This window comes from Pantoea sp. SO10 (assembly GCF_005281435.1).
GTDB classification, from domain to species: Bacteria; Pseudomonadota; Gammaproteobacteria; order Enterobacterales; family Enterobacteriaceae; genus Pantoea; species Pantoea leporis.
On record NZ_CP040095.1, the window covers coordinates 1,726,708 to 1,745,633 of the forward strand.

Here is an 18,926-nt window from a genome sequence, read left to right on the forward strand (position 1 = left end):
GAAATTAGGTGCTAATGGATGAGTAACACTCAGAATAAATTATCGAAAGCTCGCCCACCAAGGGTGCAAATTAGCTACGATGTGGAGACGGGCGGTGCACAAGAAAGTAAAGAGTTGCCGCTGGTTATAGGTGTAATGGGAGAGTTTTCACAAGCTGATACTCCGTTACGCGATCGTCAATTTACTAAAGTTGATAAGGACAACTTTAATGAGGTGATGAAAGGTATGTCACCAAAAACGGAAATGTTGGTAGAAAGCGTTTTGCCTGAAAATGAGGGTAAATTGGCAATTGAGCTAACGTTTAACTCCCTGGAAGATTTCTCGCCGGACAATATTGTTTCTCAGGTCGAGCCTCTTCGTAAACTACTTGCACTAAGAGAACAATTAAGCGATTTGCGCAATCGAGCAGCCAGCAATGAACGACTCAAAGAGCAATTAGTTGATTTACTCAATCAGCAAGCTGAGAAAGTAGATTTAAATACAGGAGGTGCGGAATGAGTGAAATGCTTCTCGCTGCAGATGATCGCAGCACCGCAATATCTTCGGATTATCTTGATGCCATTATTGATAATACTAATGCCATTCGGAAAGAGACTGATCGTCCGAAGGTTAAAAGCCAATTAGATAGTTTTCTGGCTGAAGTTGCAACCGGCGCTGTTGTGATATCCCACGATCTGGTTGGGAGCATTGAACAACGTATTGCTGCTATTGATGAGTTACTCTCTAAACAAGTTAGTCATATTATGCATGCGCCAGAGTTTCAAAAGCTAGAATCTTCATGGCGTGGGTTGCATAAGTTAGTACAAAGCAGCGTAACAGAAAATACACATGTCAGATTGTTCAATTGCAATAAAAAAGAGTTATTAAAGGACTTTAAATCAGCAGCTGATTTTGATCAGTCTGTACTATTCAAAGCCGTCTACGAAAGTGAGTATGGTACCTTTGGTGGATTGCCTTACTCTGCCTTTGTTGGTGATTTTGAGTTCGATAATACAGCTGAAGATATTATGTTGCTGGAGCAAATATCACATGTGGCTGCGGCAGCACATGCCCCCTTCCTCAGTGCGGCAAATCCAGGCCTCTTCGGTATGAATAGTTACAATGAAATGCCAAGGCCGCGCGATTTAAGTAAGTTATTTGAGACTTCAGATTACGCACGCTGGAAATCATTCCGCCAAACTGATGATTCACGCTATGTTGGATTAACGCTGCCACGAGTGATTGGCCGTCTGCCATACGGTGCCAAAACCATCACTATCGATAGTTTTAACTTCGAAGAAACGCATAACGAAAAAAATATCAATGAAAGCTATCTCTGGGTAAATGCTGCCTATGAGCTGGCAGGCCGTATGGTCGAAGCCTTTGAAGAGTATGGCTGGTGTGCTGCCATTCGTGGCGTTGAGGGTGGAGGTTTAGTTAAATCACTGCCTGCTCATAGCTACCGTGCCATGAATGGTGAGAGTGTTTTGCAGTGTCCGACAGAAGTCGCTATTTCAGACCGGCGTGAAAAAGAGCTCGCGGAACTGGGCTTTATTCCACTTATTTATTGCAAGGGCACCGACTATGCAGCATTTTTTGCCGTGCAATCCGTTAACAAGCCACGCAAATATGATTCAGATTTAGCTAACGCTAATGCACGCTTATCGAGCCAGTTACAATATATTATGACTACCTCGCGCTTTGCTCATTATCTTAAAGCTATTGTGCGTGACAAAATTGGTAGTTTTATGTCGAAAGATGAGTGCCAGCGCTATTTGCAAAAATGGATTAGTCAATATGTCACGGCTTCTGATGATGTGGGACCGGCAACTAAAGCCAAAAAACCACTACGCGAAGCGCGCGTTGATGTATTTGAAATTCCAGGCGCTCCTGGTAATTATCGTGCAGTCGCTTATTTGAAACCTCATTTCCAGTTAGAGGGCCTGACCCTTTCTTTACGTCTGGTGGCAGAATTGCCTGCATCAACCGGCGCTTAATTTTATAATAAGGAGTTATTTTTATGTCGACTAATACACTTTTTTTACATATCAAGGGTTTCACTGGCAACACACCGCCGAAAGATATTAAAGAGTGGATGCCACTTGAAGGAGCTTCAATGAACGTATTTAGCTCCGCTCGTATTGATGGCAGCAGTGGTAAAGTTAGTAATGATGGCGCTCCACATTTTGAAAATATTCCAATGACAAAGCGTGTGGATGAGCGTACACCTGCCATGACGGCTAAAATCGCTGAAGCAACAGAAATAGAAGAAGTGGTCATCAAGGTTATGACGAAGCTAGGCAGCGAAGATAAAGAATTGGTACGCTGGACCTTTAAAAAATGTCTGTTTGTTGCGCAAAATATTTCAGTGAAAAATAATGGTGGTGTTCCTTCTGAAGACCTTAGTATGGCATATGACTCAGTGCATTATAAAGTGTCAGTGCCTGTCGATGCTAAGAACAATAAAGACGGTGAAATGTCATGGAGTAACGTAGAAAATACTAAACTTTAATTCCACCTTATAGGCACAGTTCGCTGTGCCTCGTTTATTAAAATATGAAATCATTATTGCAACGCTTGGCAGATGACATTCCTGAGCAACCTGATGCAGTATGGGAAATACAAAGCAACTGGATATTCGATGAACTCCGGATGCTTTTTGATTCCCGTCCTCGCATGTCAGTTGCCAAAGACAATAACATATTCAAGGGTACTATATTAAATTATGGCCTTGATGAGAGCACACTTGTTTGCGATGAAAAGAAAAACAAGATAGAAATGATGCAACAGCGTATTCAGGAGTTAATAGAGCGTTTTGAAAATCGACTTTCTGATGTTTCTGTTCACATCAAATCGACCCACTCTCCACAGGTAGAGTTTGTTATTCAGGCAAAATGGCAACATGAAACATTGAAATACCTGCTTGTCTGGGATGATGCGATGAGCATTTTTTATCTGAACGAAATGGCCTGATATTTATCATGATGAGAAAATTGCTCTCTTATTATCAGAAGGAACTCGAAACGCTACGCGAGCATGGCAAGGCATTTAGTCAGCTATTCCCGAAAGTGGCACGTCGGCTTGGGTTTTCTGAAGGCCGAACTGAAGATCCGCACATTGAGCGCTTGATCGAGTCATTCGCGTTATTGACTGCGCAAATTCATCAACGACTTGATGATGATATGCAGCAAGTCACGCATGGATTAATGCAAACGCTGGCGCCACAACTGGCACGCACTTTTCCATCGGTTTGTATTGTTCAGTTGCAACCACAACGTAAAGCCAGTGGGATGAGTGCCGTAAAAAGTCTCAAAGCAAGGTTAGCGCTCTCCTCACATCCCATCGATGGTCAGGTGTGTCAGTTTGAAACGCTTTATCCCGTTACGCTTTGGCCTGCGGATTTGACTAGCGCGGAGCTCGCAATGGATGCTAACGATTCCTGGTGGGAATTATCGCTGCATTTTTCAGTCTGGCCAGGTGCTACAGTCGAAGACAAGGCAGTGCGTCTGCATTTGCATGGTAGCGCCAATCATGTCAACACAATGTATGCCCTTATTGGTTCTGAACTACGCCAACTCACAGTCATACATAATGGTCAGCATATTGATCTGCCGGTAAAGATGGTACGCGAAGTAGGGTTTGCTGATGATGAGGCTCTATTTAATCGCGATTCTCGAGTTGCTGCCACACACAGTCTGCTGCACGACTATTTGGTGTTTCCTGCGAAGTTTCACTTCATCGATATCTTATTACCTGAGGGGTTTACCGCCACGGCTGAAACGCCGTTTACCCTTCACCTGCAATTTAATCGTTGTACCTTGACGCAAAAACTTGACGAACTTTGTATGCCAGTCCGTCAGGATTTCTTTCGCCTCAACTGTACTCCTGCCATTAATCTCTATTCACGTCGTGCGGAGCCAATCAACCTGCATCCGCACATTGCAGAATATCCGGTGGTTGTGGATGTGCGAGAGCAGGGCGCGAGTTTCACCTGGTCGATTGATCGGGTTTACATCCAGCGTACTCAAAACCATCAGACCACTTCGATACCCGTTTATGCCTTATTAGGATTGGATCAGGCAAATGTTGATGCTCAAAACGGTTTGTTTTGGCAACAACTGCAGCATGAGGCTAGTAACCTTGAGGTAAGCAGGCAGCAGTGCCGCATTGCCTTTGCCGATCGTGGTGGAGATACCTTGTTACCTGAAGGCGACGTTGCACTCTTGGACGTCACCTGCCATAACGGCAATCTCCCATGTCAAATGGCAAATGGTGATCCGCGCGGGGATTTTACTGCCGAATTACCGTTAGCGGGCGTGACAATACATGCATTAACACGACCCACTCATCAACTTGCGGCTCCTGGCCACTCTAGCCTGCGTTGGCGTTTATTGTCTCAATTGACGCTTAATCACATCACCTTAAGCGGACCACAAGGTTGCAAGGTGTTGAAAGAGACGCTGGCGCTGTATGACTTCAGCCATAACCGGGCGATGGAACCTTTGGTTAATCATATTTGCTCGTTAGAAGTGAACACGGTAAATGCGCGCCTGGTGGCCAGCGATCCGCACTCGCTTGCTCGTGGCATTGAAATTGAGCTGACTTTTGCCGCCGATGCAGCCACTGAGAGTGAATACTTCCTGTTTTGCCGTTTTCTTGACCATTTTCTCGGCCTCTATGCTCCAGTGAATAGCTTTTCACGGCTGGTAACACAAATCAGCAGTGAACAGAGCACGCGTTGTGTCTGGCCGGTACGAGCGGGGAGGCTTTCATGGATTTGAATCGCCATGCGCACCAACAGGATTTTTATCAGCAGGTCAGAGCCCTGCTAAAACAGCGCGCGCTGACAATGCCGTCAAACAAAGCGCAACTACTTGATGAAGCCATGAGCTTTATTTCGCCGTTGTCACTCGATGCGCCGGTCGAGGATATTGGCAGTCTTACTGTGCGGCAAGATGGTCGCCTGGAAGTTGAGGTGATGACGCAGGGGCTAACTGGCGCCGTTGGTGCGTTACCAGCGGTGTATACGGAATGGCTAACCGAGCGTCACTACCGTTATGGTGATCGCGCGGGCAAGGCTTTTTTCGATATGTTTACCCATCGCTTGCAGTGTCTGCGCTATCTGGCCTGGGAGAAATATCACTATTACGCTTTTGCCGAATTACGTGAAGCGATGCCTTTGGCTGAGGCAACACAGGCACTTTGTGGCGTATTGCATGAACCCTCAGTGCTCAGCAATGGCCGCTACGCCTCGCTACTGGCACCGGCTGTCCGCTCGATGGTTAATCTGGAGGCGTTACTCAAGCATGCCTTTGCAGTGCCAGTGAGAATTACTCCTTTCCAGCGCCAGTGGCGTCATGTCGATATTAACGAATGTTGTCAGCTTGGTAATGTTGAACGTTCGTTGGCGGATGCCCCTATGCTCGGCCAGCAGTGTTGGGAGCAGCAAAATACTTTTCGGCTGCAGCTCGGGCCATTGAACGCAAATCAGGCAATGCGCTTTTTCCCAGGTGAGCGTGAGCTCGTCACCTTGAGTAACTTAGTACATACCTACCTCGGCCCAGGACTGGAGTTTGATATTGAACTTGAAATAACCCAGAACGAAAGCCGCGCGACCCAACTAAATAACAGTCAATTAGGGCGTAATGCCTGCCTGGGAGATAAGCCAGGCCCGGATGTACGTCGCTTGTGTATTCCCAAGGAGTTAACCCGTTGTCTAGATTAATGAATCAACAAAAACGCTTTATCGGTTGGGAAGGGCCGGTGGCTAATGAGTGGGTTTTAATCTCTCTGGAAGGTGAAGAGGCGATTTCCGAACCCTTTTGCTGGCACGCTTGCTTCACGACGCCGGCAGGTATTGATCCAGCTGCCTGGTTAGGTAAAACAATTGCCTGCCGCATTGGTGAAGACGATACCCAGCGCTTTGTTCATGGCGTGTTGATGCATCTGGAGCAGCAGCACGATCGTGATGGTAAGCACTATTTTCGCGCCACAATTGAACCGCAACTGGTCCGAACCCGACACTGTCAGAATATGCGTGTATTTCAGCGAACTAACGTACCTGATTTGGTACAGACATTGTTGAAAGAACATGAAATTACCGATGTAAGTTTGAGTTTGAGTGACAGCTATCCGGAACAGGAGTATTTCATTCAATACCGCGAAAGTGACTTCGACTTTATCCATCGTCTATTGGAAAGCGCGGGAATCAGTTACTTCTTTGTGCATCAGAAAGACAAGCACCAGTTGGTCCTGGCCGATCACGAAAAAGCCTGGCCCGTCTCCGCTGTCGCCACACTGCCGTTCCATCCAGTGGCAGGCGTGCAAGAACATGCCGGCGTGAGTGGCTGGACGGTACAACAGAGCGTTACCACGCCGGTAACATCCCCTTTGAGTAATGCAGCGCAATGGCCGATCGCGGGATTCTCTCACTTGGATGCCAACGGTGAGCAAGAAGAAGCGCGGCAACAACAGCTGGGCCAATTACACCAGCAACGTAGCGAACTCAACCAAAAAACCTTCAAAGGTGAGATGAATGCGTTCTGGCTAGCGGCGGGTGAGCATTTCGACCTGAGTGCACATCCTACAGCCAGTGCTCGCTATGGCATCCAACGCATCAATCTCAGCGCATCCAGTAATCTGACGTCAACGAGTGAGTTCACCTGCTCAGTTGTTTGTTGGCCACTGTCACAGCGATTGCGACCAGCAAAAGTGACATCAGTGCCTTCAATTACCGGCATGTTAACCGCCACGGTTGTTGGCCCTGATTCTGAAGAGGTGCATACCGATGAACAAGGCCGTATCAAAATTCAGTTCCCATGGGATGAGGAAAATGGCCGCGATGACAGTAGCTCATGTTGGATTCGCATTGCCCAACCTTGGGCTGGAAGCAAGTATGGTGCCATGTTTCTACCACGTATTGGCAGTGAAGTGTTGGTGAGTTTCCTGCAGGGACATCCTGACTATCCCATTGTCATCGGCTCAGTCTATAGCGATCTCAATCCGCTGCCCTTTGCCTTACCCGATGAGAAATTGCACAGCGGCTTTGTTTCCCGCAGCAGTCCGAAAGGAGAGATTACCGAAGGACATCGCATTGTATTTGACGACAAAAAGGATGCGGAAAAGCTAATTGTTAGCTCGCAAAAAGATTGGCATCTGAAGGTATTAAACGATAGCGAAACAGAGATTGGTAACGATCTCACGTTAACGGTTGCCGCAAACCGACGCAGCGAAATTACCAAAGGTAATGATCTTCTGACGCTGAAAGAGGGGAATCGTGAAGAACTGCTTGAGAAGGGGAATTATCGGCTCTCCCTCAGTGACGGCGACTATGCCTGCAACGTGAAGGGAAACCAAACCATTACGGTGAAAGCGGGCGATCAGAAAACCACGATTACCGGAGGCGGTAGTCAATTTAAGGCAGATAAGGCTTGTGTAATCGAATCCGGTGAGTCGATTACGTTCAAAGTAGGCAGTAATGAAATTGCCTTAACGTCGTCGGGCATCACCCTCAAAGTGGGCGGCACGGAAATGTCACTCACTGCCTCTGAGGTTAATCTAAAAGCAGCCACACTGGCGCTACAGGCACAGGCGGAAGTTAAGGTGGCAGGTGCCAAAGTGGATGTTAAAGGAAACGCCATGGTCACCATTGATGGTGGTTTGGTCAAAATTGGCTTGTGAGGGATAAGAAGATGAGCCAGCCTGCAGCAAGAGTCGGCGATATGCATGTCTGCCCAATGATGATTCCTGGCCCGGTCCCGGTTCCTCATATTGGTGGGCCTATCAGTGGGCCTGGCATCGCGAAGGTGTTGATTGGCGGCCTACCCGCCGCCACGGTCGGTGATATGGCTATTTGTAGCGGCCCGCCCGACACTGTCGCTAAAGGCAGCAGCAAAGTGTTGATTGGTGGCAAGCCCGCCGCCCGTATGGGGGATTTGTGTGCTCACGGCGGTTCTATTGTGGCGGGATGCCCAAAGGTTTTAATTGGATAACAAGCAATGAACAGAGAGATAAAATTTAATATTGAAGCGCTATTGCAACCCATTGCCGGTACCAACGCTGCAGGTGAAGAGCTCGAAAATGAGATGATTTATGAGCGAATTCGTCAGGCACGCATTAGCGATCCGGATTTTCTGCCGCAGGATGAGTGGTCCAGCGCACCTCGTAAAGCCGATTGGGGCTTAGTCGCCAGACTCAGTGAAGAGGTGCTGATTAATCGAAGTAAGGATTTACAGATCGCTTGTTGGCTGGCGGAAGCCTGGGTTCATTTACATCAGAGTGAAGGTTTGCGCGCGGGTCTGGAATTGATCAACGGTTTTCTACGTCAGTGCTGGCCCCAGTCATGGCCCGCATTAACCGAAGATGGCGCCACGTTTCGCCACGGCATGTTGATCCGTCTTGATCGTGACCTAAGTCAGATACTGAAACTTAAGCCCTGGCTCCATGCGATGCCAAGCAGCCTCTTATGGTGGCAGCAGGTACTCAGTTTCGAGCATCAGGGGCATCAGTCTGTGGAGGATGAGCAGCAAGAAGATTACAGCATGGCTGCCTTTATCCAATGGGCCAGTAAGCAGGATGCCTGTGAAGTTGCGCGCGTTATGGCTGATGTGGAAGCCAGTCAGCAATTAATTGTGCTGGTTGAGCACAGTTACACCGCCCTTCAGCCTGAGTCTGAGGGGGCATTATTTGCGCAGAGTCACGAGATATTAGGCGACGTGTATGATTTTCTTATGCGCCTTCATAGCCATACCAGTTCACAACAGGATGAAGTCATGACCCTGAATGTGCTGAGCGATCCGGCCTCAACAGAGCCACAATCCTTCAGGCAGCCACAAGTGATGTCCCGCGATTTAGCCATTACTCAAATGTTGACGATTGCACATTTCTTCCGTCAAACCGAGCCATCCAGCCCCGTGCCGATGTTAATGGAGCGCGCAGCGCGCTGGGCAAATATGCCGTTAAGCGAATGGCTCGTAGAGATGGTAGGCGATGAAAGAAGCCTGCAGGAGATCAATTTTGTTTTACATGGACCGTCACGATGAGAAGCAAAACCCTTTGGGTATTAGCCGCAACGCTATTAGTTCTATTGATTTCGGGCTGCAGCCACGACCCGCAAGCCAAAGAACAAGCCATTGTAAACGTGCCTTCATCTTATGCGGAAGGCGCCATTAGTCTGCATCTCATCGCTGAACCGCAGATGAACGCGTGGCAGGAGATGCCCAATAGCGTCACGGTGATAGTCATTCAGGCCGCGTCCAGCAGCCAGTTAGAGGCAGTGCTCCAGAGTAGCAGTGAGATACGCGCATTATTTCATGGTGCTGCTGCACATCCGCATCTCATAAAAACGGACCGTTATACCTTGATGCCAGGGCAGCAACACACACTGCATATCGACAGGGCAGAAAAGGTTCGCCAGGTCGCTATTATCGCCGGATATTACCCCTTCCCATCTGAAGGACATATCGCACGATTTGCAATTCCCGTGGATGCAACACAACCATTCTGGTGGCGCTCTGACTGGCAGGCAACATTGTCACCGTTATCACTTTCAATCACTTTGGGTAAAAGCAGTATTGTGAGAATCAATGGTGCGGAAAATTTAAATAAAAAAGCACCAGAGACGACTAGGGGAAATTAAATGCTACCGGAACAGCAAGCTATTTACTGGTATTCAGGACTCTATTTACAACCGCAGCATTTTCAGGCTGCTGAGTTATATCAAGGTTGGCAGCATAGCCGTCATTTTACTTTGGCGAACGCCTGGAACGAAGGCGTCATCGATTATCGTCTCAATGACGATGCATTAATTGACTTTACCGCAGAAATTAATCAGCTACGCATTATCCTGCCTGATGGAACTTATCTGGAATATCCAGGGAATTGCCAGATTGAAAAAAGAAATTTTCGTCAAGCATGGAAATATCGCGATCGTCCCTTTGCGTTATGGCTGGCGCTGCGCAAATTTGAACCACAACGACAAAATGTAAGCATGGCAACCGATGACCAGCCCGCCGCCACCCGTTGGGTAAATTGCCGTGATGAACACATGATGAAGGATGTGTATCACCAGGGGCCAGAAACCAGCGTGCCGCACATCACGTATAATCTCCGCCTGATGTGGGATGAGGAGCAGCAGGAAGCGGTTGATTACCAATGTTTTCCTTTAGCTCGTTTCCATTTTGATGGTCAAAGTGTGATGCATGATGGTGATTTTATCCCCGCCTCAGTGACATTGGATGGGGCTTCCGCGCTGCGTAAGCGCATTGATCACCTCTATTATGAGCTGAGCAATAGAGCGCGTAGCCTCGAAGAGTTTAAACGTACCGAGCGCTTAGTCGGCAGCGAGGAACGATCTGAATCGCTCGTTCAATTACTGGTGATGCGTTCACTCAATCGGGTTTTACCCCTGCTGGCACTCTATCGACAGGCTCCGCGCATTCATCCTTCGCAAGTGTATGCACAACTTGCGCAACTGATTGGCGAGCTCTCTTCCTTTAATGACGACTGTAACTTTAGTGGCGAATGGAGTCACGGTGATGATGCATTACGATCCTATGATCATCAGGATTTAGCGGGCTGTTTTGACAGCGTCCGACGTGTATTGATGGCATTGCTCGATAGTCTGGCACTGGAGGAAAATGCTTACATCCCGCTGCAACGTGACGAGCAGGAAGTGTATTGCTCGCCACTGGATCGTCAGCAAATTGAACAGGCTGAAGCACTCTACTTACTGGTGCGTTCACCGCAATGGGGAGCTAACAGCGATATTTCCGCAGCAGTGCAAGCCATGAAGCTGGCATCACGATCTACCCTGGAAGCGTTGATCCAGCATGCATTACCTGGTGTTAAATTGACCTTGTGTCATCAGCCGCCACGCGGCATGCCAAAACGGGCAGATTCGCGCTATTTACTCATCGAATGTCAAAGTGAGCTATGGCACCGCATCGTAGTAGAGCGTCAGTTGGGTTTTTTCTGGTCGCAGGCACCCACCGATCTGCAGGTACAGCTAGTCTGTAAGGTGGCCAAATGATGCATCTGATTAACAGTTATCAACCCCTGGTGCGTTGGGTTTGTCAATTTAATCAGCCAGAGGTGATGGCACTTGAATTTGCAACGTTTCGCCAGCAAACCGAAGCGCATTTTGCTGATGCACTCTGCACTGCTCATGAATCAGGCCTCGGCGATGAGGATTTAGACAACGCGCGATTTGCCATGGTGGTGTGGTTTGATGAGATGGTATTGCGTTCATCTTTAACCGTTAAGCAGCAGTGGCGCAATACGTTACTGCAAACACAGTGGTACAACACAGTCATTGGTGGTGAGGAATTTTTTTCTCGTCTCGATGGGCTTACCGAAAAGCAAAAAAACGTGCGGATGGTTTATTTGTACTGTCTGTTAATGGGATTCCACGGTAAATATCATTATCAGGATGCCAGCCAACTGGTTGAGAGAATCCGTAATGAACGCCAGTTCTTACCTGCTGAATGGTCAGACTGGCCAAATAATGCTGCTATCACCCCATTAAATGATCGCAACGACAATAACATCTTTGAGGGTTATCGCCGTCTGCTGAGAAATAAATACTCCCTGATAATCATTCCCGGCATCTGCTATGCCATGAGTGGTTTATTACTTAGCTTTAGTTGAATAAAAAATGTTTAAGAAGTTACTCTGCTTTGCTGGATGGACGTTATTACTTAGCGCGCTGTTAATTCTGGCTGTGCTCATTACCATCTGGTTTGACGAAAATCTCTGGCTGGCTATTGTCATCTGGCTAGCGTTAATTGCCACTGTTTTTCTGTTTCGTATTATCTGGAGTGGTATTGCAAAAGTCTGGCGAAAGGAATATCTACGCCATCTTTATGCGCCCCTGCATTTTACACGGGCAGAACATGTTTTATTTGAGCACTGGCGAAGTGGTGCCAACATTATTCGACGACTGAGCCGTAAACGTCGTGCTTTACCGTGGTTCGTTTGCATTGGCGAGCGCTGCGGTAAAACCACGTTGTTGGCGAATGCCGGCTTACCGACTTCATTTCGCCAGTCAGGAACCGAGACTATCGTTCCGACACGCACCTTGAGATGGTGGTTCTTTCGCCAGCTGGCTCTGGTTGATGTGGCGAGTAATCTGGTCTCTGGTAAACCGGCGGCGCAAGCTGCCTGGAAAAAATTGGTTAACTGGAGTGGACGCTTAACAGCGCCATCCGGAATTGTCGTGGGTATCTCATGCCATGATCTGATGCATCTTTCCCCATTACAATTGCATCAGCAAGCACGCAAATTACGCACTCATCTGGAATCGCTGATGGTGGAGTGTGGTCGCAAATTACCGATATTTATTATCATGACGCGTGGCGACGAAATTCCGGGTCTCCTTGCGTGGGCGAATCAGCTTTCATCTGCACAACGTCAGCAAGCACTGGGTTATCGTTGGTCTTATGCGCCGGTGGTGGATCGCCAGGATGAAATGCTGCTTGAACCTTTATTTGCAAGACTGCAGCAGGGGATTGAACTCAGTCACGTCAGCATGTTGCAGGGTGCGATCCCCGACAATAACACCGCAACCATATTGGATTTTCAGCAGCATCTTCTCCAGTTACAACCTGCATTGCACGGCTGGCTTGCGGCATTAAATGAACCGGATGCGCTATTCCCTGGCGGCCAGTTGACGGGTATCTGGCTTACTGCGCAGCAACATCCCGCTTCACAGGCACTGGAAAGTCTTTTTGTTCAGGAGCTTTTGGTTGAAGTGCTGCCCGTTTGCCATCAACAGCAGCAGCATCAGGCATTAAGGGCGCACAAGCAGTGGCTGATGGAGTGGCGTAAGCCACTGATTGCCGGCCTGCTTGCTAGCTGGATGCTTCTCACTGCGGGGTTAAGCTTGCCGCTGATGGTGTCAACGAACAGTCATGATGTGGAGACGTTGACGCAGCGTCTGGAGGTTAATGAGCGCTGGATGGCGCATCCGTTCCGCTACATGCCTTATTTACCGCTGTTGCGTAGCCGCCATAGCGCGCTGGAAGAGGCGTTAATGAAAGCCAGTAGTGTCACCTTCAATAACGCGCGAATGCAAATGAAGAGATGGCGAGCTGCGTTTCTTGAAGCTGAACCGGCACAGCAACGGCAAATGATTTTACAACTGGCACAAACCATCAGACTTCGTCAGTCGATGTTACAGGGCGAATCCCTCAGCGAGTTGGCGCAGCGTCCCGCGACGCCTGAAGGCTTGGTGTTGATCAAGGCGCAAGCTGGTATGCAGGAATTAACAGTGCTGGCGCTGGAGCGTGCTTCTCTGCGCACAGGGCGCGTCAAGCCGGAGATCCAGGCAATGCAACAACTGTTGGTTGAACTGGTCAGCAGCGATAGCCAATGGCGCTGGCTTATTGCGCCGAATGAAAAACTGCAACCCCTCACACTCCAGCAATTTATGCCAGAGAATTTAGGTTCAGCCTCGCTGAATGGAATCTGGCTGCCAGCAGGAACTCCTTTTTTAGAATCCGTGGTGGAGCAAATTCAGCAAGCGTCCGGTGAAGAGGCGACTTTGCCGGTTTTTCAGGCGTTCTGGCAGCACTATCCCGCATTACGCCAGGATGCATGGTTAATGTTTTTGCTTGAGATGAGCCGTGCTAATGCGCTCCAGCCAGGACAAAAAGCGCGTACCTCAGAGTTGATGGCTCTGGCTAAAGGTGAGGATTCCGCCAGCAAGTTAGTGCAGCAGCTTGATGCAGCACTAGCGGATATCAATAAAAAACAGGCGAAATCCTGGCTGGTGGAGTTGCGTCGTGTGGCGGGATTGCAGCGAGCGCCGTCGGCATTACCGCTGCTACAAAAGCTAAATGATCGTGAACAGCAATTGCGAAGCGCCTTACGCCGCGCCATTTTGCGCTCTCCGCGTGATGCCAGCATTAACACGGACGACATTGATCATTGGCACCAGTGGCGTGAGGCATTGGCGCAGATGATCAATCGCGCGGTGTCGGATGCTGGACATGCTCCATTTATCGCACGTACCCGTTCTGGCGATCAGATTAATGAGCAAGGGCAAGCGATGATGCAACTGCAACATCGTTGGCTGCAGTTACGCGATCGTCTGGCGAACAGGGGGAGTGACGCCGGGCAGGGGGCAGTCTGGACATTACTGGAACGCCAACTCACTACGCTCACTACCCACGCATTAGCCAGTTCGGCATGCTGGCTGGAAGATCAGTGGCAGAGCAGAGTCATCGCGCCACTGGGCAAACAGGCAAAAATGCGTAATGCAGCACAGCAGCAGGAGAAAGTGCGTCACTATCTGGCTGACTTTACACAAAGTGCCGCTGCCCCTTTACTCATTAGCACGCCGGCGGGGATCAGACCGCTAAGCCTGTTAGGTCAATCTTTGCCTGTCACTCCGGATTTTATGCAGATGGTCAATCACATCTTAGATCCTGACGATTTACTCTCTACACCCGAACGCGAGGTCACCCGCGATCACGATGCCATAACACATATCAGTGAGCAGCTTGCTCGCCACGAGAAACAGCGCACAGCGCTTGAGCAAAAGTCGTTAAATGTCGAAATCACCAGCCTGCCAGCCACCGTGCCCGGCGGTGCGAGATTGCTGCCTGTTGGCACGCGTGTGGAATTACATTGCGCCCGCCAATCCGCGCAGTTGGAAAGCAATAACTTGCAGGATAAAGCCGTTTTTAATTGGACGCCTAACCAATGTAATGCCGTGAGTTTAACCGTGCGCTTTCCCGGCGTGGAACTGAAGCATCGCTACGTCGGCGACAGCGCATGGAGTGATTTTTTGAGTGATTTCTCTACCGGAGAACGCTTGTTCAAGTTGGATGAATTCTCGGCCGACAACCTCGCAACACTGCGCGATCTCAACATCCCGCAGGTTCTGGTGCGTTACCGCGTGCAGGGTGCTGAGGCGGTAATAGCGCGCTGGCAGCAGTGGCAAAACCTCAATGATGAAATTGATCAACTACAGAACGAACGAGACGAGCTGGCAGCACGACAAAAGGCGCGTCAGCAAACAGGCCATTTCCAGGGAAAACTGACTGCCTTGCCGACTTCAATAGCAATGTGTAGCAATTAAGGAGCATTTATGCAGAGTAATTTAAAAAACATCGTTCAGTTACTGACGCCAGCAGCGCGTAAATCATTGGATAACGCGATTGCTCAGGCCGTAGCACGCACTCACCATGAAATCGAAGTCGAGCATTTGATCGTCGCGCTCATTAGCGATCATTCTGAGCTTCTGCATTCTCTGGTGCTTGAAAGTGGTCTTGCCGCCGATAGTTTGCTGATTAACGCACGCAGCAGCCTCGATCACTGTCGAAGCGGCAATACACGAGGCCCGGTTTTTTCGCCGACTCTGGTGAATTTTCTTGAGGCCACATGGTTACACGCCAGTGTTAACTGGTTGCAACCCGTTATCTCGCCTGCCGCGTTACTGGCGGGAATGTTGCAACAGCGATCAACATTCATCCCTTCACTTCAACAAGCTCTTGATTGTGATGTCAACGTAGCCGATGCATGGCTATGCCAGCAACCCCCTGAGGTGGCTAATAACTGCAACCGGGATAAAGTCGAGAGTAATAGTGCGCTGGCTAAATTCACTCATCATCTCACCGAACAGGCGCGTCAGGGAAAGCTTGATCCGGTTTTAGGGCGCGAACATGAAATTCGCCAGATGATCGATGTGCTGCTACGTCGTCGACAAAACAATCCCGTGCTGACCGGCGAACCTGGCGTAGGTAAAACTGCGCTGGCGGAAGGGCTTGCTCAACGCGTTATCAGTGGTGCGGTGCCGCCCGCGCTGCTTACTACCGAAATTTTCACCCTGGATATGGGCTTACTGCAGGCAGGCGCAAGCGTTAAAGGTGAATTTGAGCAGCGCTTGCAAAATTTGCTTAAAGAGATTCAGCGCTATCCCCAACCCATCATCCTGTTTATCGATGAAGCGCATACCTTGATTGGTGCGGGAGGCAGTGCCGGACAAAATGATGCCGCGAACTTGTTGAAGCCCGCACTGGCGCGTGGCGAATTGCGCGTGGTGGCAGCAACAACCTGGGCAGAATATAAAAAATATTTCGAAAAAGATGCCGCACTAACACGTCGCTTCCAGGTGGTTGGTGTCGCTGAACCCGATGAAGAGACGGCGATAGCGATGCTGCGCGCCATGGCGCCGATGATGGCGCATCACCATCAGGTCACTATTCAGCAACAGGCTTTAACAGCCGCGGTCCGTTTGTCTTCACGCTACATTGCAGGACGTCAGTTACCCGATAAAGCCGTTTCATTACTCGATACCGCATGCGCGCGGGTAGCCGTATCACAATCTCATCAGCCAAAAGAGATTGAAGATCTCCATGTATTACTGAACAACTTACGAACAGAACAACTGGGTTTACAGGCGGAAGGCGGCCACGAAATACGACTGGCATGGATAGCGGAGCGTGAAGCGGCGTTGCTAACCGATTTGGCCCGGCTGGAACCACAATGGCATCAACAACAGGCGCTCGTGCAGCAAATTCACCAGTGTGATGATGCTCAGCAACGTCTGGCGCTACGTGCGCAGCTTAAGTCAGCACAACAGCAACTGGCGCTGGTGTTTGATTGTGTCGATGAAGTTTGTATTGCTGATGTACTGGCTGGCTGGACCGGCATTCCACTGGGACGAATGCTGGAAAAAAGAGCAGAACAAGCAGACGAGTTGCTGCCACGTTTGCAGCAGCGGGTTATTGGCCAGGATGAGGCGCTGGCGGCTATCGCGCAGCAGGTGCGCATTGCCCAGGCAGGCATTAACGATCCGCACAAACCGACGGGCGTATTTATGCTGGCGGGACCTTCTGGCGTGGGTAAAACGGAAACTGCGCTGGCGCTGGCTGAATTGGTGTGTGGCGGTGAACGCGGTTTAATCACCATCAACATGTCGGAGTATCAGGAAGCACACAGCGTATCCGGCCTGAAAGGATCGCCACCCGGATATGTGGGTTACGGACAAGGCGGGGTGTTAACGGAAGCTGTTCGTCGCCAGCCTTACAGCGTAGTGCTGCTTGATGAAGTGGAGAAGGCGCACCCGGATGTCATGGAGCTGTTCTATCAGGTATTTGATAAAGGCTGGATGGACGATGCTGAAGGGCAGCGCATCAATTTCCGCAACACGCTGATTATTCTCACCAGTAACCTTGCCAGTGAAAAACTGATGGATGCAAAGCAGCAGGATACAACAGGCCTTTGTGATCTTATTCGTCCCGATTTTGAACGCGTTTTCCGACCTGCGCTGATGGGGCGTATGCAGTTAATTCCTTATCGCCCTCTGCAACCGGCGACCCTTCATCAGATTATTCGGCTTAAGTTGGACAAACTGGTTGCGCGATTGGCATTAGTCGGACAAAAACACACTTTACGCTACAGCAACACTGTTGTGACGCTGCTGGCGGAGTCTTGCCAGACAGCACAGAGCGGTGCACGTGATGTTGATGCAGCAATCAACCGTCTGGTAATGCCACTGCTGGCGGATATGTTGCTGGGCTGTGCGACAGATGAATTGCAAACCCTGAATTTAAGCGTGACGAAAGGCCGCCTGACTCTGGTAAATAAGCGCCATAAGGAGCTGGCATGAAAGGGGGGCTGAGCGGAGAAACCTTGCGCTTCAATCCTGTTCCACCCCGTCAGCATACGGCGTTTCTGTTACTTAGCAGTGAAATGGCGAAGCTGGCACGGCAACCTCATAGTAACACTGACTGGTCAGCGCTGGAGCGCCTGTGCCAGCGAGTATTTCGTGCGCATGATTATGATCTACAAACCGGCAGTTGGTTCATTCTAATCTCATTACGTTTACACGGCTGGCATGGACTGGCTGAAGGCTTGACGTTACTCAGCTCCGCGATGAGCGTAGAGAAATCGCAGCCGGGAGATCCTGCACTTCAGCGCGAAGTCCTTACCTGGTGCGCCACACATTTGGTGACGCCGGTTTATACCCTGGCACCGGGCGCCCCAGAAAGTGATGATCTGGTGCGCGCCGCAGCAGCGCTGCAAGTGTTGAGCAGGATGGCGAAAAACCGTGGAGCGCGTGGCCATGAGTTGTTGAGTAATCTCTGCTATTTCCTGGAAGTGCGCGCGCGCTCACCACAAAACATTGTGCTGGAATGGGATGCTGCGCAACCCGCGCAGGTGGTTTGCAAAACGCCTGAGATTGAATCTGTAACTATAGAAGAGCAGCCTGTTGAAGAACAGAGAGCAGTGACGCCATTAGTACCTCTTGTCAAGCGTGGGCCGACATATTGGCGATGGCTGGCGTTGGGCGCTGTGGGCGGTGCAACTGCCATGGGATTGTTGATCGCTATATTGTGGCTAAAGTTGCAGCCCCCCGCGTTATCACCGCATTTAGCCCCTTTTGTAATGTTACAAAAACTGGACGCGGCGTTTCAGTCGGCAAGGTCCAGTCGACAGCCCCTCACTGAACCACAATGGAATGAGATCGATACTCAGCTGCAACAATTAGCCTTGCGTCCCGCTGGTTGGCTGCTACACGAGGGAAATCAACTTGTGCGACATCTCAATAATTTGCAACCGAATAACCCGGCAGTAAAAAACTGGTATAGCCAGCTTTCAAAGGGTTCGACTATTAACGACGTGACGCAAAGCTGGCAGGAAATTCATCAGCGATTAGATGCGCTGGATCAGCGATTACTCGATTCAGAAAGGAAGCAGCGCAAACATATGACCATTTCTGAGTTGAAGACGGAAGTGTATTCACTGCGACGCGCATTATTACAGGTTGGAACGCCACCAGCGGTGCTAATCAAATCGTTAGATAATAAAAATATGAGTGTTCATCATAGGCAGGATATATATAAAGAAATAGAAAGCAACATAAATAGTTTGTTGCATGAAACAATTCTTACTGATGATTCATTTTTTGAATTTTAAAACAAATAAAATAACCAATGGAG

The 18,926-nt window shown here is 49.4% G+C and carries 15 protein-coding genes; all 15 read left to right on the forward strand.

Translation table 11 applies throughout. From position 1 onward, the window contains the following. The first annotated feature begins 18 nt into the window (after nt 1–18). Nucleotides 19–498: a type VI secretion system contractile sheath small subunit gene (gene tssB, locus FCN45_RS08030; protein ID WP_137385600.1), complete on the forward strand. Its 480-nt coding sequence runs from the start codon at nt 19–21 to the stop codon at nt 496–498. Continuing rightward, on the forward strand, nt 495–1,976 hold the full coding sequence (gene tssC, locus FCN45_RS08035) for a type VI secretion system contractile sheath large subunit (protein ID WP_246862555.1): 1,482 nt from the start codon (nt 495–497) through the stop codon (nt 1,974–1,976). Before tssB ends, tssC begins: the two co-directional genes overlap by 4 nt. 23 nt (nt 1,977–1,999) lie before the next feature. Beyond that, nucleotides 2,000–2,491 (forward strand): type VI secretion system tube protein Hcp, encoded by a 492-nt coding sequence (locus FCN45_RS08040; RefSeq protein WP_137385601.1) that lies wholly within the window; start codon nt 2,000–2,002, stop codon nt 2,489–2,491. Nucleotides 2,492–2,535: 44 nt separating this feature from the next. Beyond that, nucleotides 2,536–2,952: a GPW/gp25 family protein gene (locus FCN45_RS08045; protein WP_137385602.1), complete on the forward strand. Its 417-nt coding sequence runs from the start codon at nt 2,536–2,538 to the stop codon at nt 2,950–2,952. Between the two features lie 8 nt (nt 2,953–2,960). Further along, the gene (gene tssF, locus FCN45_RS08050) at nt 2,961–4,760 is read left to right on the forward strand and encodes a type VI secretion system baseplate subunit TssF (protein ID WP_246862556.1); all 1,800 of its coding nucleotides are present in this window, start codon (nt 2,961–2,963) and stop codon (nt 4,758–4,760) included. Next, a complete protein-coding gene (tssG, locus tag FCN45_RS08055) occupies nt 4,751–5,704 on the forward strand; it encodes a type VI secretion system baseplate subunit TssG (protein ID WP_137385604.1) in 954 nt (317 codons plus the stop codon). Before tssF ends, tssG begins: the two co-directional genes overlap by 10 nt. Then, nucleotides 5,704–7,659, forward strand: a complete 1,956-nt coding sequence (locus FCN45_RS08060; protein WP_137385605.1) for a type VI secretion system Vgr family protein — start codon at nt 5,704–5,706, stop codon at nt 7,657–7,659. Before tssG ends, FCN45_RS08060 begins: the two co-directional genes overlap by 1 nt. Nucleotides 7,660–7,670: 11 nt before the next feature. Continuing rightward, nucleotides 7,671–7,970 carry a PAAR domain-containing protein gene (locus FCN45_RS08065; RefSeq protein ID WP_137385606.1) on the forward strand — a complete coding sequence of 100 codons (300 nt, stop codon included), beginning with the start codon at nt 7,671–7,673 and terminating at the stop codon, nt 7,968–7,970. 6 nt (nt 7,971–7,976) lie between these two features. Beyond that, nucleotides 7,977–9,020, forward strand: coding sequence for a type VI secretion system protein TssA (gene tssA, locus FCN45_RS08070; protein ID WP_137385607.1), 1,044 nt, complete (start codon nt 7,977–7,979; stop codon nt 9,018–9,020). Further along, the gene (gene tssJ / locus FCN45_RS08075; protein WP_137385608.1) at nt 9,017–9,616 is read left to right on the forward strand and encodes a type VI secretion system lipoprotein TssJ; all 600 of its coding nucleotides are present in this window, start codon (nt 9,017–9,019) and stop codon (nt 9,614–9,616) included. Before tssA ends, tssJ begins: the two co-directional genes overlap by 4 nt. Next, entirely contained in the window at nt 9,617–11,008 is a 1,392-nt protein-coding gene (tssK, locus tag FCN45_RS08080; protein ID WP_137385609.1) for a type VI secretion system baseplate subunit TssK, read from the forward strand. Beyond that, entirely contained in the window at nt 11,005–11,625 is a 621-nt protein-coding gene (locus FCN45_RS08085) for a DotU family type IV/VI secretion system protein (RefSeq protein WP_137385610.1), read from the forward strand. Before tssK ends, FCN45_RS08085 begins: the two co-directional genes overlap by 4 nt. A gap of 73 nt (nt 11,626–11,698) precedes the next feature. After that, a complete protein-coding gene (locus tag FCN45_RS08090; protein WP_210421275.1) occupies nt 11,699–15,061 on the forward strand; it encodes a type VI secretion protein IcmF/TssM N-terminal domain-containing protein in 3,363 nt (1,120 codons plus the stop codon). Nucleotides 15,062–15,070: 9 nt separating this feature from the next. Next, nucleotides 15,071–17,593, forward strand: a complete 2,523-nt coding sequence (gene tssH / locus FCN45_RS08095; RefSeq protein WP_137385612.1) for a type VI secretion system ATPase TssH — start codon at nt 15,071–15,073, stop codon at nt 17,591–17,593. Then, nucleotides 17,590–18,903 (forward strand): VasL domain-containing protein, encoded by a 1,314-nt coding sequence (locus FCN45_RS08100; RefSeq protein ID WP_137385613.1) that lies wholly within the window; start codon nt 17,590–17,592, stop codon nt 18,901–18,903. Before tssH ends, FCN45_RS08100 begins: the two co-directional genes overlap by 4 nt. Nucleotides 18,904–18,926 lie beyond the last annotated feature (23 nt).